Source organism: Streptomyces bambusae (assembly GCF_019400985.1).
Taxonomy (GTDB): domain Bacteria; phylum Actinomycetota; class Actinomycetes; order Streptomycetales; family Streptomycetaceae; genus Streptomyces; species Streptomyces bambusae_A.
The window spans coordinates 1-15042 of sequence record NZ_WTFF01000179.1 but is presented as its reverse complement, the minus strand read 5'-3'; the positions used below and the strand labels follow the sequence as shown (position 1 = coordinate 15042).

At 75.4% G+C, this 15042-nt stretch carries 12 protein-coding genes; 2 read left to right on the top strand and 10 right to left on the bottom strand.

Annotated features, from left to right (window positions below):
- Positions 1-271 precede the first annotated feature (271 nt).
- On the top strand, positions 272-1357 hold the full coding sequence (locus GPJ59_RS22840) for a C40 family peptidase (protein ID WP_374200885.1): 1086 nt from the start codon (positions 272-274) through the stop codon (positions 1355-1357).
- Here GPJ59_RS22840 and GPJ59_RS22835 read toward each other — a convergent pair.
- The 5 genes from GPJ59_RS22835 to GPJ59_RS22815 are packed head-to-tail and all read right to left on the bottom strand — an operon-like array spanning position 1252 to position 7998.
- The gene (locus GPJ59_RS22835; protein ID WP_219669312.1) at positions 1252-2586 is read right to left on the bottom strand and encodes a styrene monooxygenase/indole monooxygenase family protein; all 1335 of its coding nucleotides are present in this window, start codon (positions 2584-2586) and stop codon (positions 1252-1254) included. The genes GPJ59_RS22840 and GPJ59_RS22835 overlap by 106 nt on opposite strands.
- Before the next feature lie 7 nt (positions 2587-2593).
- Positions 2594-3238, bottom strand: a complete 645-nt coding sequence (locus GPJ59_RS22830) for a GTP-binding protein (RefSeq protein WP_219669310.1) — start codon at positions 3236-3238, stop codon at positions 2594-2596.
- Complete coding sequence (locus GPJ59_RS22825; protein WP_219669308.1) at positions 3219-3605, bottom strand: DUF742 domain-containing protein; 387 nt, start codon at positions 3603-3605, stop codon at positions 3219-3221. Before GPJ59_RS22825 ends, GPJ59_RS22830 begins: the two co-directional genes overlap by 20 nt.
- Positions 3602-4111: a roadblock/LC7 domain-containing protein gene (locus GPJ59_RS22820; protein WP_219669303.1), complete on the bottom strand. Its 510-nt coding sequence runs from the start codon at positions 4109-4111 to the stop codon at positions 3602-3604. The genes GPJ59_RS22825 and GPJ59_RS22820 overlap by 4 nt, the downstream gene beginning before the upstream one ends.
- Positions 4108-7998, bottom strand: a complete 3891-nt coding sequence (locus GPJ59_RS22815; RefSeq protein ID WP_219669301.1) for a sensor histidine kinase — start codon at positions 7996-7998, stop codon at positions 4108-4110. The genes GPJ59_RS22820 and GPJ59_RS22815 overlap by 4 nt, the downstream gene beginning before the upstream one ends.
- Positions 7999-8383: 385 nt before the next feature.
- Between GPJ59_RS22815 and GPJ59_RS22810 the strand changes: the two genes are divergently transcribed.
- Positions 8384-9160 carry a protein phosphatase 2C domain-containing protein gene (locus GPJ59_RS22810; RefSeq protein ID WP_219669299.1) on the top strand — a complete coding sequence of 259 codons (777 nt, stop codon included), beginning with the start codon at positions 8384-8386 and terminating at the stop codon, positions 9158-9160.
- A gap of 23 nt (positions 9161-9183) precedes the next feature.
- Here GPJ59_RS22810 and GPJ59_RS22805 read toward each other — a convergent pair whose 3' ends face one another.
- The 5 genes from GPJ59_RS22805 to GPJ59_RS22785 all read right to left on the bottom strand — a co-directional run bounded on the left by GPJ59_RS22805 (position 9184) and on the right by GPJ59_RS22785 (position 14824).
- On the bottom strand, positions 9184-9624 hold the full coding sequence (locus GPJ59_RS22805; RefSeq protein ID WP_219669292.1) for a MarR family winged helix-turn-helix transcriptional regulator: 441 nt from the start codon (positions 9622-9624) through the stop codon (positions 9184-9186).
- A 109-nt stretch (positions 9625-9733) separates the two neighbouring features.
- Positions 9734-12136: an endopeptidase La gene (lon, locus tag GPJ59_RS22800; protein ID WP_219669285.1), complete on the bottom strand. Its 2403-nt coding sequence runs from the start codon at positions 12134-12136 to the stop codon at positions 9734-9736.
- 131 nt (positions 12137-12267) lie between these two features.
- Complete coding sequence (locus tag GPJ59_RS22795) at positions 12268-13098, bottom strand: DUF4097 family beta strand repeat-containing protein (RefSeq protein WP_219669283.1); 831 nt, start codon at positions 13096-13098, stop codon at positions 12268-12270.
- A 65-nt stretch (positions 13099-13163) separates the two neighbouring features.
- Positions 13164-14135, bottom strand: coding sequence for a sulfurtransferase (locus GPJ59_RS22790; protein WP_219669280.1), 972 nt, complete (start codon positions 14133-14135; stop codon positions 13164-13166).
- 197 nt (positions 14136-14332) lie between these two features.
- Complete coding sequence (locus GPJ59_RS22785; protein ID WP_219669278.1) at positions 14333-14824, bottom strand: hypothetical protein; 492 nt, start codon at positions 14822-14824, stop codon at positions 14333-14335.
- Positions 14825-15042: the final 218 nt, after the last annotated feature.

Genomic DNA, 15042 nt, shown 5'->3' with positions numbered 1-15042 from the left:
GTCCTCGACCGCCGCGCCGACCGGGCGCGACCAGGGCGTCGGGGTCGCAGGACCTGGGCAGGGGGTCCCGGCCACCGGACCCGGGCAGGGGGTCGGGGCCGCTGGGACCGGGCAAGGCATGCCGACCGCCGGAGCCGCGCAGAGCGCCCCGGCCGCCGGAGCCGGGCAAGGGATCGGAGCCGCCGGACCCGGGCAAGGGGTCGGGGCCGCCGGGCCCGGGCAAGGGGTCGGGGCCGGCGGGCCCGGGGAGGTCGGGGCGCTGCTCACGCGGTTGCAAGGGCTGTATCAGCTTGCCGAGGAGGCGACCGAGGCCTACAACGCCACCGAGGCTGCCCTGGCCGCCCGTCAGGGCGAGGCGCGGCGGCTCGGGTCGGAGCTCGGGGCCGCCCGTACCGCGCTCCAGCGCCAGAAGGCCGCCGCCGGGCGGCTGGCCCGGGCCCAGTACCAGGGCTCCCGGGGCGGCCTGCCCCGGTACGCCCGGATGCTGCTGGCCGGTGACCCGCAGGCCGCCCTCGACCAGCGGCGGATCGCCGCGCGCGAGGCGGCGCACCGGGCCGCCGTGATCCGCCGGCTCAGCCGCGGCGAGGTCAAGGCCGGCGCGCTCGCGGACCGGGCCCGCAAGGAGCTGGACGCGCAGCGGACCCTGGCCGAGCAGCGCCGGCAGCACAAGCAGGAGGTGACCGGCCGGCTCAAGGAGGTCGAACGCCTGCTGGCCTCCCTCACCACCGGCCAACTCGCCGAGCTCTCCGCCCGCGAGAAGGCCGTCACGGCCGGCGCCCAGCGCGACCTGCTGGCCTCCGGCCGCCTGGGCAGCACCGTCCGCACCCCCACCGCCGCCGGCGGGGCCGCGGTCCGGTACGCCGCCGCGCAGATCGGCAAGCCGTACGTGTGGGGCGCCGAGGGCCCGGAGTCCTTCGACTGCTCCGGGCTCACCTCGCAGGCCTGGGCGGCCGCCGGCCGGACGATCCCGCGCACGAGCCAGGAGCAGTGGGCCCAGTTGCCCAGGGTGCCGCTGAACCAGCTGCGCCCCGGCGACCTGGTCGTGTACTTCCCCAAGGCCACCCACGTCGCCCTCTACGTCGGCGACGGCAAGGTCGTGCAGGCGCCGCGCCCCGGCGCCCGGGTCAAGGTCTCCCCCATCGCGGCCAATCCGCTGCTGGGCGCCGTACGGCCGGACCCGTACGGCACCCCGCTCGCCGCGTACGCCCCGCCGGAGCTGCCCGAGTCGGCCGGGGCAGGGTCCGACGAGGGCTACTCCGCCGGGACCGCCCCCGGCACGGACGACGACGGGTCCGACGATGACGACTCCGGCGATGACGGCTCCGGCTCCGCCTCCCGCGTCACCTCGGCCAGGTAGTCCGCGGCGTCCTGCGGGTCGTAGAAGTAGTCGTCGAAGTCGGCCGGGTTGTCGAAGCCGTTGGCGAAACGGTCCGCCACCGGCTGGAGCTGCCCGGCCGCGCCGATCAGGTTCAGTACGTGCTCCGGCGGCACGCCCAGCATCGCGTTCGTCCACGTGGTGACCGGCTTGCCCGTGGTGAACCAGTACTTGTCGAACGTCGCCTTCATCCAGGCCTCGTCGAACGGCTTGTCCCCGTGCATCAGGATCGACGAGAGGTACGAGGCCGCGCACTTGGCGGCCGAGTTGGCGCCCTGCCCGGTGATCGGGTCGTTGGCCACGACGACGTCCGCGACGCCGAGCACGAGCCCGCCGCCCGGCAGCCGCCCGACGGGCCTGCGGACCACCGGCGCGTAGCGGCCCGCCAGGGTGGCGCCGGCATCGGTCAGCTCGACCTCCGCCGCCCGCTCGTACTCCCACGGGGTGAACTGCTCCATCAGCCGCAGCGTCAGCGCCAGGTGCTCCGCGGGGTCCTTGACGCCCTGGAAGACGTCCGCCGGGCCGCCGGGCAGCCCCTCCCAGAACAGGATGTCGGCCCGCCCGGAGGTGGTCAGCGTCGGCATGACGAACAGTTCGCCGACCCCGGGCACCAGGTTGCAGCGCACCGCCTCGGTGCCCGGGTGCTCCGGGCGCGGGGCGAGGCCGTGCACGTAGCTGACCGCCAGCGCCCGCTGCGGGGCGTCGTACGGGGAGCGGGCCGGGTCGCGTTCGAACATCGACACCAGTTCGCCCTTGCCGGCCGCGACGAGGGTGAGGTCGTAGGTGCCGGAGAAGTAGTCGAGGTCGGCGACCGTCGCGCCGTGGACGACCAGCCGGCCGCCGCGCTGCACGAACGCGTCGAGCCAGCCGGCCATCTTCAGCCGCTGGTCGACGGACTGGGCGTACCCGCGCAGCCGGCCGAGCCAGTCCACGGCCCGGCCCGCGCCGTCCGGGGCCGCGCTGTCCGGGGCGGCGACGGACACGCCGAGGCCCTCGATCCGCGGGGTCTGGTGCTCCCAGAAGTTCAGCCGCAGGTCGCGCTCGTGCCGCAGCGCGGTGTCGAACATGACCTGGGTCGACATGACCCGGCCGGCGCGGATCTCGTCCGGCGTCCGGTTGGACATGAGGGTGACCTCGTAGCCCTTGGCCTGGAGTCCGAGGGCGAGCTGGAGGCCGGACTGCCCGGCCCCCACGACAAGTACCGTGCGCATGGGATCTCTATTCGGGAGTGCGGTCCAGGGCGTGGCCGACCAGGGTCAGCAGGGATTCCACGACGGTGTCCCGGCGGCGCGCGTCCATGATCACGACGGGCACCTCGGGCAGGACGCTGAGCGCCTCGCGGACGTCCTCGGGCGCGTACGACTGCGAGCCCTCGAAGTGGTTGACGGCGACGGCGTACGGCAGCCCGCAGCTCTCGAAGTAGTCCAGGGCGGGGAAGCAGTCCCGCAGCCGGCGGGTGTCGGCGAGGACGATGCCGCCGACGGCGCCGCGCACGAGGTCGTCCCACATAAACCAGAAGCGCTCCTGGCCCGGCGTCCCGTACACGTACAGGACCAGGTCGTCGGCCAGGGTGACGCGCCCGAAGTCCATCGCGACGGTGGTGGTGTTCTTGTCCGGGGTGCCGGAGAGGTCGTCGGTGGCCGCGGCCGCCGCGGTCATCAGGGCCTCGGTGCGCAGCGGGACGATCTCGGATACGGAGCCCACGAAGGTGGTCTTGCCGACCCCGAAGCCGCCCGCGACGAGCACCTTGACCGCGACGGGCGCGCGGGAGCGGTCGTACTGCCAGGGCTGGAGGCCCTGCTCGCCGTCGAGGAGCTCCAGGCGCTCCTGAAGCTGAAGCTGGTCAGAGACGGCGGAGGCCACTGAGCACCCTTTCGAGCAGTGCGCGGTCCGGGCGGCCGCTGCCGTGCCCGTCGGCGTAGACGCGGATCCGGCCCTGGTCGGCGAGGTCGGTGACCAGGACGCGGACCACGCCGAGCGGCAGCTTCAGCAGCGCGGCGATCTCGGCGATCGTGCGCATGCGGCGGCAGACCTCGACGATGGCCCGCATCTCGGGCATCCGGTCGTTCTTCCTCGGCTCGGCGTCGAGGGTGGCGACGAAGGTCTCCACGAGCAGGACGCGGGCGAAGCGGGTGCGGCCACCGGTGAGGGAGTAGGGGCGGACGCGCGCGGGGCGGCGGTCCGCCCCGCGTATCGGCAGGCGTTCGGGGGCGGGTGCTGCTGCCCTCACTTGGCGCTCTCCATGGACTGGCGCAGCTCGCTGCGGACTTCGGGGGTCAGGACGTGGCCGGCGCGGCCGACGAACAGCGCCATGTGGTACGCGACGACGCTCATGTCGCAGTCCGGGGTGGCGTGCACCCCGAGCAGCGAGCCGTCGCTGATGGCCATGACGAAGACGGAGCCGTTCTCCATGGCGACCATGGTCTGTTTGACGGCGCCGCCCTCCATCAGCTGGGCGGCGCCGCTGGTGAGGCTGCCCAGGCCGGAGACGATGGTGGCGAGGTCCGCGGAGGCCCCGCGGGGGCCGGCCGGACGGGAGGAGCCGGCGGCACGGCTGTCGGCAGAGGCCGACGCGGACGCGGACGCGGCGTCCGGCTCGGAGGAGAGCAGGAGCAGCCCGTCGGAGGACACGACCGCGACGGAGACGATCCCTGGCACCTCCTCGACCAGGTCGGTCAGCAGCCACTGCAGGTTGCGGGCCTGGGTGCTCAGTCCGTACGTACTGGGCGCGGTCATGTGCGGGCCTCCTGTGCGGTGTCCCCCTGGTCGTTGTGCCCCTGGCTCGCGGCGAGTTCCGCTTCCACGACTCGCCGCCCGTCCAGGGCCCCCTGGTAGAACCCGCCGAGCCGGCGGCGCAGTTCCTCGGCGTCCACCTTGCGCGGTTCGGGCCGGGCGGAACGCTCCTGCCCGGCCGCGACGACGCGCGGCGTCCGCTTGGGCAGCCCCGTGTCGGTGACGGCCTCCCCGGGCCCTGCGGACCCGGCCGTCGCCGCGGAACCGGTGGTCCCGGCGGGCTGCTCGGTGGACGCGGCGTTCCCGGCATGGGCTGTGTGCTTCCCGGGCTGCGGCGCGGGCTTCCCGGGCTGCGCCGTGGGCTTCCCGGGCTGGGCTGTGTGCTTCCCGGCCTGTGCCGTGGGCTTCCCGGCCTGTGCCGTGGGCTTCCCGGTTTGTGTCGCAGGCTCCTCGGCCGTTGCCGCGGACTCCTCGGCGGTGCCGGGGCGCTCGGGGCTACGGGCCTTCACGACCCGGGCGGGCCTGGCGGCCTTGACGGGCTTCGCGGCCTTCGCGCCCCGCGCGGGCTTGCCGGCTGCCTTGGCCGACTGCTCGGGCCGGCCGGACCGCCCGGGCGTGTCGAACTCCTCCGGGTGGCTGCCCTGTCGCGGCACCCACCCTTCCGCGTCGTCCCGCGCCTGTGCGTGCGACTCCGACGCGGACGGCTCGTCCCCGCCGGGGACGGTGAACACCTGGTCGGCGGACGGCAGCACGTCCTCCGGACCGGCCGAGGTCGGCTCGGCCGGGCGGGCCGGGCGGTCCGTACGGGGCGGCTCGGCGGCCGCGTCGGCCTCGGCCTCGGGCTCGTCCTCGGGCGCGGCGCCCGCGGTGAAGACCTGGTCGGCCGGCGGCAGCAGCGCGTCCGCGGCACCGGCGTCGGCACCGGCGCGGGCGGGCGAGGCGTGCTCGTCGGCCGCGTCGTACGCGGGCATGTCGTACGCGGTCGAGTCGCGCTCGGCACCCGGGGCCGGGGCATGGCCCCGGTCAAGGTCCATGCCGAGGTCGAGGTCCACGCCGAGGTCCTGGTCGAGGTCCAGGTCCCGGTCCAGGCCGAGGTCCCGGTCCACGTCCACGTCGAGGTCGACGTCCGGACCGAGGTCCAGCGTGGGCCCGCCAGCAGGCGCGTACCCGTCGGCCGGCGCGTGCTCGGCGGCAGGCGCAAGGGCGTCGGACGGCGCGAGGCTGTCGACAGACGCGAGGCCATCGGCAGACGGGTGAACGTCAGCAGACACGGGTTCGTCGGCAGACGCGAGGTCGCCGAACGGCGCGTGGGCGTCGGCAGACGCGAGGTCGTCGGCAGACGCGAGGTCGCCAGCGGACGCGAGGTCGCCAGCGGACGCGAGGTCGCCGACGGACGCGAGGGCGTCGAACGGCGCGAGGTCGCCGGCAGACGCGGGGGCGTCGGCCAGCGCGTGCTCCGCGGCCGGCGCGAGGTCGCCGAACGGCGCGAGGTCGTCAGCGGACGCGTGGCCGTCGGCGGACACCCCGCCGTCAGCCGCAGCGGAGGCGTCGGCCCCGCCCGGTTCCACCGCCCCGGGCGCCGGGGTCGTGGCGGCCCCGGCTCCGGCTCCGGCACCGGCCTCTTCCGCCGCCCCCGCGGGACGCATACGCGGCAGGGTGTGCTCGTTCGCCTCCGCCACGATGCCCGGCAGCCGGAGCGCGGGTGCGCCGCCCGGCGTGGTCAGGGTGTGGATCGGCGGGGCGGACGGCGTCGTCGGCAGCAGGGCGGCCGGGACGACGACCAGGGCCTCCAGGCCGCTGCCGTGCGGCGCCGGGCGCAGCTCGGCGGTGACTCCGTGCCGCGCGGCGAGCCGGCCGGCCACGTAGAGGCCGAGGCCCAGGCCGTGTTCCGACTCCGGCTCCGCGTCGTAGGCGTCCGGCGAGGACAGCCGGGTGTTCAACGCGGCGAGCCGGTCCTCCGTGACGCCGATGCCCTCGTCCGTGACGGACAGGACCGCGTCGCCGGAGTCCAGCAGGCCGGCCGACACCCGTACCCGGGCCTCGGGCGGCGAGAAGGTCGTCGCGTTCTCCAGCAGCTCCGCGAGCACGTGCGCGAGGTCGTCCGCCGCGTGTCCGGCCACCTGCGGGTACGTCGGCAGGTCGCGCAGGTCCACCCGCTCGTACCGCTCGATCTCGCTCACCGCCGCCCGCATGACGTCGATCAGGGGCACCGGGCCGGCCTGGCCGGCCCCGTGCTCCTGGCCGGCCAGGACCAGCAGGTTCTCGTTGTGGCGGCGCATCACGGTGGCCAGGTGGTCCAGCCGGAAGAGCGTGGCGAGCCGGTCCGGGTCCTGCTCCTTGGACTCCAGCTCCTCGATGACCGTGAGCTGGCGCTCCACCAGGCCCAGCGTGCGCAGGGACAGGGAGACCGACGTCGTGGACATGACGCGGCGGTGCTCCTCCAGCCCGGTCCGCAGCTCGGCCAGCTCCTCCTCCAGCGCCGTCCGCTGGGCGGTCAGCCCCTTCTCCAGCGCCGTCCGCTCGGCGGCCATCTCCTGCTCCAGCGCCGACCGCCCGGCGGCCAGCGCCTCGTTGCGGCCGATCAGCCGGCGCCGGTCGGCGTCGAGTCCGGCGATCTTGGTGTGCAGGGCGACGGTCTGCTCGCGTACGGCGTTCAGCGAGCGGACGACGTCCGCGAACTCGTCGTTGCGGCCGGTGAAGCGCACCGGCTCCACCGAACCCTCCGCCGTGGCGAGCCGCGCCGCACCGCGCCGCAGCACGGACAGCGGGCGGGTCAGCGACCGGGCGACGGCGGTGGAGACGCCCACGGCGACCAGGAACAGCACGCCGACGACCGCGATCAGTATCTCCAGCCGCGTCACGTCGTCGTCGCGCAGCGCGGCCAGCGCCTCGGCCCGCTCGGTGGCGAGGGTGGACTCCACGGAGCGCATCCGGTCGATGCGGGCGGTCAGCGCGGTGCCGACGGCCGCGGCGTCGGTGGCGGTCTGCGCCCCGGAGGCGGAGCCGGTCGCAGAACCGGAACCGGTCGCGGAACCGGACCCGGACCCGGCCCCGGACCCCTTGCGGTCGGTCGTCGTGGCCGCGGCGGGCCGCTCGGTGAGCCGCTTGAGGTGGTCGTCGGCGGCCTTGACCTCGGGACCGGTGACGGTCGCGGCCAGGGTCTGCCGTACGTCGGGCCGCGCGGCCCGGTTGAAGTCGTCGAGCGCGCCCTGCTCGCGGACGCGGGCCCGCTGCGCGGCGGCGTTCAGCTCGTCGGCGGCGCCCTGGGACTGCTCGCCGCGGGGGACGGCCAGCGCGGCGAGCAGCAGTCCGCGGGTGGCCGAGGCCTGCTCCACCGCCTGGCCCAGCGGGGCCAGCGGGCGGGTGGCGGCCAGGGCTGCCTCGGCGCGCGGCGGCGTACGCTCCGCCAGCTCGGCGCCGGGGGCGAGGAGTTCGGCGATGACGGCCGAGTAGGCCTGGTGGGCGGCGAGGGCGGTGCCCTTGCCGCCGACGGCCTCGGCCCGTACGCCCTGGACGCGGCCGAGGGCCTGGGCGAGCGCCTCGTCGGCCTCGGCCTGGACCTCGGCGAGCTGCCGGTCGGTGCGCGCGGTGCGCTCGTCGACGGCGCCCTTGCCCGCGGCGGGACGGCCCTTGGCGGCGTACTCGGTCACGGCGTCGCGCTCGTCGGCCAGCAGGTGGCCGAGGGTGACGGTGTGCCCGGTCCGCTGCGCGAGGGTGGCCAGGGCCTGGGCGTCGTTCAGATCGGCCATGGCCGAGACGATGGCCGGGGCGCCCGCGCCGAGGACGGCGAGACCCGCGACGGCCACGCCGACGACCAGCCTGCTGCGCACCCGCACGGTGCGCCCTTCGGCGTGCGCGGTGCTGTTGTTCCGAGACCGCTTCTTCTGCACCGGTGCTCGCCATCCTGTACGTGTGGTCGTGCCGTGGATCGTCTACTGGCTGTGGCCGAGGTAACGGCCGGTCAACAAGTAAACGCCCCCGCCCCCTCGTACCGCTTCAGACCTTTGCAGCGTGTTTGGGAGAGAGCCGCACATCGCCCACCCGGCCACTCGAACGAGTGAACATCACGGATGAGTTGGCGAACAACTCGGCGAAGGCCCCGGCAGGGCCCGGCGGTGGACGGCCGGTTGAAAGATCGGCGGGGGCTTTGGCAGGATGCCCGCCCACATCCGCGCGGACGCCTTCCCTCCGATCCGCCGTGCTGGTACGGACCTTCCGGCGCCACCGCACTGCTCCCCCGGCCCCGACCCGGACATCCCAGGGCACACTGTCCCTATGCGCATCGATCTCGCCACCGCCCCCGGGGACCCGGAACACCCCAATGAGGACTGGCTGTCGGCGTCGGTACCCGCATCGGGTGAGGGAGGTGTGCTGGTCGCGCTGGACGGGGTCACCCCGCCGCCGGACGAGGTCGGCTGCACCCACGGGGTGCCGTGGTTCACCGCCCGGTTGGGCGGTCGATTGACCGAACTGTCCGGATCGCGGCGGGACATGCCGCTCGACCGGATCCTGGCGGAGGCCATCCGCTCGACCGCAAACGCCCATCGGGACACATGTGACCTTTCTCACGTCCGCACGCCCCAGGCGACGGTGGTCGTGGTGCGCTGGGACGAGGAGCGCGTGGAGCACCTCGTGCTGTCCGACTCGGTGCTGCTGCTCCAGTCCCCGGAGGGCGAGGTGACGGCGGTGGTGGACGACCGGCTGGACCGGCTCCCGCGCGAGGCGCTGCGCACGCGGGCGTCGGCGGACGCGCTGCGCAACACGGAAGGCGGCTTCTGGACGGCCGCGGCCGACCCGTCGGCGGCCGGCCGCGCGGTGACCGGCTCCACCCCGCGGAGCCGGGTCCGGGCGCTGGCCGCCCTGACGGACGGCGCGAGCCGGTGGACGGACACGTTCGGCGAGGGCGACTGGGCGGAATGCCTGGCGGTCCTGCGCAAGGAGGGCGCGGAGGCCCTGATCGGGCGGGTCCGCGCGCTGGAGTCCGATCCGGAACGCCGCCCGCCGCGGCACAAGCGCCACGACGACGCCACGGCGGTCTACGCGGAACTCTGAGGCGGTCCCCCGGCCCTCCGGGCCTACTCCGAGCCCTGGTTCAGCTGGTGCAGCAGCCGGGCGAGTTCCGCCACCTCGCCGCGGTCCCAGTCGGCGAGCTTGCGCATGTACCGGCACCGGCGCGCGTCGCGGACCGCGAGGAAGCGCTCGCGGCCCTCGGGGGTGAGGCCGACCAGGAAGGCCCGGCCGTCCGCCGGGTCCGGCTCCCGGGCGATCAGCCCCAGGTCCTCCAGGGCGCGCAGCTGGCGGCTCATGGTGGCCTTGCCGACGCCGAAGTACGCGGCCAGCTCGGTGGCGCGCTGGCGTCCGGCGTCCTCCAGCCGGACCAGCAGCCCGTACGCGGCCGGCTCCAGCTCGGGGTGCAGCTCGCGGGCCATCTCGCCGGAGGAGGCGCGGGCCCGCCGGAGGAAGACGGACAGCTCCCGCTCCAGTGCGAGGAACTCCTGGTCTTCGCTCCCGTGCACGACTGGTGCTCCCCTCGGTGGTGTGTGCCACCAGTGTGGCAGCACCCGGCCCGGGCTCCCGCCGCAGCGGGGCGCAGCGGGGCCCGGGCCGGGGGCTGCCCCGCCCGCCTCAGGCGGCGACCGGGGCCGTGGCCGTCAGGGCCGCGTCCGTCAGGGCCAGCTCCAGCACCTGGCGTACGTCGGTCACCGGGTGCACCTCCAGCCGCTCCAGCACCTCCGCCGGGACGTCGTCCAGGTCCGCCTCGTTGCGCTTGGGGATGATCACGGTGGTCAGCCCGGCCCGGTGGGCGGCGAGCAGCTTCTGCTTGACCCCGCCGATCGGCAGGACCCGCCCGGTCAGCGAGACCTCGCCGGTCATCGCCACGTCCGTGCGCACCTGACGCCCGGACAGCAGCGAGGCCAGCGCGGTCGTCATCGTGATGCCGGCGCTCGGGCCGTCCTTGGGCACCGCGCCCGCCGGGAAGTGGATGTGCACGCCCCGCTCCTTCAGGTCGGCGACCGGCAGCTCCAGCTCGGCGCCGTGCGAGCGCAGGAAACTCAGGGCGATCTGCGCCGACTCCTTCATGACGTCGCCCAGCTGGCCGGTGAGGGTCAGCCCGGCCGCGCCGGTCTCCGGGTCGGCCAGCGAGGCCTCCACGAAGAGCACGTCGCCGCCGGCCCCGGTGACCGCCAGGCCGGTGGCCACGCCGGGGACGGCCGTACGCCGCTCCGCCGGGTCCTGCGCCGACTCGGGCACGTGGTGCGGGCGCCCGATGAGCGCGCGCAGATCGGCCTCGGAGACGACGGACGGGAGTGCGCGCTCGCCGAGTTCGTGCTGGGAGGCCACCTTGCGCAGCAGGCGCGCCAGGGCCCGCTCCAGGTTTCGTACGCCGGCCTCGCGGGTGTACTCGCCCGCCAGCCTGCGCAGCGCGCCCTCCTCCAGGGTCACCTCGTCGGCGTTCAGCCCGGCCCGCTCCAGCTGGCGCGGCAGCAGGTGGTCGCGGGCGATGACGACCTTCTCGTCCTCGGTGTACCCGTCCAGCCGGACGATGTCCATCCGGTCGGCGAGCGCCTCGGGGATCGCCTCCAGGACGTTCGCCGTGGCCAGGAAGACCACGTCGCTGAGGTCGAGCTCGACCTCCAGGTAGTGGTCGCGGAAGGTGTGGTTCTGCGCCGGGTCCAGGACCTCCAGCAGGGCGGCCGCCGGGTCGCCGCGGAAGTCGGAGCCCACCTTGTCGATCTCGTCGAGCAGGACCACCGGGTTCATCGACCCGGCCTCCTTGATGGCGCGGACGATCCGGCCCGGCAGCGCGCCGACGTACGTACGCCGGTGGCCGCGGACCTCGGCCTCGTCCCGTACGCCGCCCAGCGCGACCCGGACGAACGTGCGGCCCATGGCGTGCGCGACCGATTCGCCCAGGCTCGTCTTGCCGACTCCCGGAGGTCCGACCAGGGCGAGCACGGCCCCGCCGCGCCGTCCGCCCACGAGCCCCATCCCGCGCTCGGAGCGCCGCTTGCGCACCGCCAGGTACTCGGTGATCCGCTCCTTGACGTCGTCCAGCCCGGCGTGCTCGGCGTCCAGCACCGCCCGCGCGCCGCGGATGTCGTACGCGTCCTCGGTGCGCTCGTTCCAGGGGAGCTCCAGCACGGTGTCGAGCCAGGTGCGGATCCAGGAGCCCTCGGGGGACTGGTCGCTGGACCGCTCCAGCTTCTCGACCTCCTTCAGCGCGGCCTCGCGCACCTTCTCGGGCAGGTCGGCGGCCTCGACGCGGGCCCGGTAGTCGTCGGACTCCTCGCCCTCCTTCTCGCCGTTCAGCTCGCGCAGCTCCTTGCGCACGGCCTCCAGCTGACGCCGCAGCAGGAACTCGCGCTGCTGCTTGTCGACGCCCTCCTGGACGTCCTTGGCGATGGACTCGGCGACGTCCTGCTCGGCGAGGTGGTCGCTGAGCCACTTGACGGCGAGCCTGAGGCGGGCCACCGGGTCGGCGGTCTCCAGCAGCTCCACCTTCTGAGCGGTGGTCAGGAACGGGGAGTAGCCGGAGTTGTCGGCGAGCGCGCCGACCCCCTCGATGCCCTGCACACGGTCCACGACCTGCCAGGCGCCGCGCTTCTTGAGCCAGCTCGTGGCGAGCGCCTTGTACTCCTTGACCAGCTCGGTGACGGCGCCGGGCAGCGGATCGGGCACCTGCTCCGGCACGGTCTCGCCCTCGACCCAGAGCGCGGCGCCCGGCCCGGTGGTGCCCGCGCCGATCCGGACCCGGCCGATGCCGCGGATGAGGGCGCCGGGGTCGCCGTCGGAGAGCCGTCCCACCTGCTCGACGGTCCCGAGCACACCCGTGGCGGCGTACGTCCCGTCGACCCGCGGCACGAGCAGCACCCGGGGCTTCCCGCTCCCGCCCGCGGCCTGCGCGGCCTCGACGGCCCCGCGCACCTCGGCATCGGACAGGTCCATCGGGACGACCATGCCGGGCAGCACGACCTCGTCGTCGAGCGGCAGCACGGGCAGGGTGAGCGATACGGACGTCGAAGCCATGATCTTCCCTCCGGCAGCGAAATTGAGCTATGCCGACTCAATGCTCCTGCGCCGCCCAGTGTTCCCAACTCCCCGTTCGCCGGGGGCGAACAGCGGGCGCGGACAGCGGGCGCGGACAGCAGACGCCGGCGTCAGGTCGTCGTGATGTGGAGGTCGCCGGAGGAGGTGGTGGCCTTGAGGGTGTGGGGGGCCGTGGGGGCGGTGGGGACGGTGATGTCGCGGATGCCCGAGTCGGTGGAGGCCTCCACGCGGTACGGGCCGGCCGGCGGGACGGTGAGCGTGACGTCGCCGGAGGAGGCGCGGGCGGTCACGGAGGTGGGGGCGGTCGTGAACGCCACGCGGGCGTCGCCCGAGTCTGTGCGGATGTCGGCGGTCGGCCCGACGAGGGCCGAGGCGGTGATCGAGCCGGAGGACGTCCGGATGCGCACCGGCCCGGCGACGGCGTCGGCCCGGACCGCACCGGAGTCCGCGTACAGGTCGGCCTCCGCCACCCCGGTGACCTTGATGTCGCCGCTGCTCGTCCGGAGCTTCACCTTGGCCCCGGCGGGGACCTCCAGCCGGTAGTCGATCCTGCAGTTGCCCGCGCAGCCGGCGGCGAAGCTCAGGACCCCGTCGCGGACCTGCTGGGTGGGCCGGGGGGCGGTGTCGCCGCGGTAGCGCACGGTGCGCTGGACGCGGACGCCGGGGCCGCTGCCGGGGACCACCTCGACGTCGCCCGACCGGCCGTCGGTCATCTCGACCGCCGTGACGGCCTCCGCCACGGTCGCGTCGGCCGTGGTCCGCTTGCTCCACTCCCCCTCGAAGACGAGCGAGCAGCCGGACAGCAGCAGTGCGACCGCGGCGGCGCTCACCGTGGCCGCTCTCGCCGTCGCTGCCCTCGACGTGGCGGCCCTCCCCGTGGCGGTGGGCGGCGCGGCGGCGGTGCGGCGGGCGGAGCGGCGGGCGGGACGGGTCGAAGTCATGCCTCCACCTTCGCCGCCGGGCCGGGCCCCGGCCGATAGTGCTGGTGCCCGGCCTCGGGGTGGGGTTATCCCCCGTATCCCCCGCCCGGGCGGTCCCCCGCGCCGTCCCCCGTGCGGTGCTGCCCGCCGTCGCCGGTCACCACCGGCCGGGCCGAGGGCAGCCCCCACTCGCTCCACGAACCGTCGTACACGGCGAGGTCCCGGTAGCCGGCGAGTTCGGCGCCGAGGGCCAGCACGCAGGCCGTCACCCCCGAGCCGCAGCTGAGGACGAGCCGCTCGCGGTCCCCGGCGAGGGCGGTGAAGGCGGCGCGCAGTTCAGCGGCGGGGCGCATCAGGCCGCCGTCGCCCTGGAGGTCGCCGAAGGGGAGGTTGGCCGCGCCGGGCATGTGGCCGCCGCGCAGTCCCGGGCGGGGTTCGGGCGCGGTGCCGGCGAAGCGGCCGCGGGTCCGGGCGTCCAGTACGAGCGCGCCGGGATCGGCGAGGGCCCCGGCCACGGCGGCGCTGTCCACGACCAGCCCGGGCCGGGGCCGGGCGGTGAAGTCGCCGGGCGGGCCGTCGTACCCGGCCGGGGCCTCCTCCACGGGATGCCCGGCCGCGGCCCAGGCGGGCAGCCCGCCGTCGAGGACGGCGGCCCGGTCGAAGCCCATCGCGCGCAGCATCCACCAGGCGCGGGCGCTGGAGTAGAGGCCGGCGCCGTCGTAGACGACGACGGTGGAGGCGTCGTCCACGCCGAGGCCGCGCAGGGCCTCGGTGAACTGCCCCGCACCCGGCATCGTGTGCGGGACTGGGCTGGAGTGGTCGGACAGCTCCCCGTCGAGGTCGAAGGGGCGTGCCCCGGGAATCCGCCGGGCCGCGCCGCGGTGCGCCCCGACGGAGGCGTCGAACACGACGAGCCCGGGCTCCCCCAGCCGCCGCGCCAGCCACTCGACCCCGACGAGCGGCCCCAGCCCGTCGGGGCCGTCAGGGCCGCCGGGGCCGTCAGGACCGTCCGGGCCGGCCGTCGGGCTGGTCGGGGCCGTGGGGGTGGGACGGTTCATCGGGTTGCCTCCGCAGGGCTCGGCGGGGTGGTCCCGCCAGGACGGTCAGGGACGGTCAGGGACGGTCGGGGACAGGCAGGGAAAGTCGGGGGCGGTCAAGGACGGTCGGGGACAATCAGGGCCGGTCAGGGCTGACCAGGGGCGGTCGGGGCCGGTGGCGGTACTATCCGCCCCACCCTCCCCCAACGCCCCGCGCGTCACGGGCAGTTCCCCGACTGCGCGTACAGCAGCACCCGGGCCCCGCGCACCTCGCGCACCTCGCACAGGTCGAAGTGCGCGGCCAGCGTCTGCCGCTTCACCGCCTCCCTCGGGTACGCGTCCAGCGGCTGGTCCGCCGGGTCCGCCAGGGCCAGCACCCGCGGGGCCTCCATCAGCCGGGCCCGGATCTCCTGCGAGGGCAGCTCGGTGCCCTGGAGGGTGTGCGAGGCCGTGGGGGCGCGGTCCAGGGCGAGGTCGTGCAGGCCCTCGTACAGGTGCGGGGACGACAGCAGCCACTCCCGCCGCCGTGACGGCATGAACAGCACCGCATCCCCCGGCCGGGCCGTCCCGCGCACCGCCGCCGCGACCGCGAGCACGTCGTCCTTGCGGCTCTCGGGGGTCCGCAGCCACGCCGACCAGTACGCGCACGGCGCCAGCAGCGCCGCGCCCAGCAGCCAGGTCCACCCCGACCGCCAGGCGCGTACGGGCACCCGCGCCAGCCGGTCGCCCGCCAGCAGGGCGAGCCCGGCCAGCGCGTAGAGGACGTACCGGTCGACGTAGAGCGGATGGACCAGCGAGACCGTCAGCAGCAGCCCCGGCGGCAGCAGCGCCAGCGGCAGGGCGAGCCGCGCGAGCTCCCGGCCCTGTCTCTTTTACACCTCTGACGCTGCCTCCGACCCTCACGCACTTTGACGTGGTTGGCGACGGT

Bases quoted from the DNA above. Each gene is read 5' to 3' on its own strand.
- GPJ59_RS22835 (WP_219669312.1), bottom strand. From the start codon at position 2,586: ATGCGCACGGTACTTGTCGTGGGGGCCGGGCAGTCCGGCCTCCAGCTC.
- GPJ59_RS22820 (WP_219669303.1), bottom strand. From the start codon at position 4,111: ATGACCGCGCCCAGTACGTACGGACTGAGCACCCAGGCCCGCAACCTG.
- GPJ59_RS22810 (WP_219669299.1), top strand. From the start codon at position 8,384: ATGCGCATCGATCTCGCCACCGCCCCCGGGGACCCGGAACACCCCAAT.
- lon (WP_219669285.1), bottom strand. From the start codon at position 12,136: ATGGCTTCGACGTCCGTATCGCTCACCCTGCCCGTGCTGCCGCTCGAC.
- GPJ59_RS22795 (WP_219669283.1), bottom strand. From the start codon at position 13,098: ATGACTTCGACCCGTCCCGCCCGCCGCTCCGCCCGCCGCACCGCCGCC.
- GPJ59_RS22790 (WP_219669280.1), bottom strand. From the start codon at position 14,135: ATGAACCGTCCCACCCCCACGGCCCCGACCAGCCCGACGGCCGGCCCG.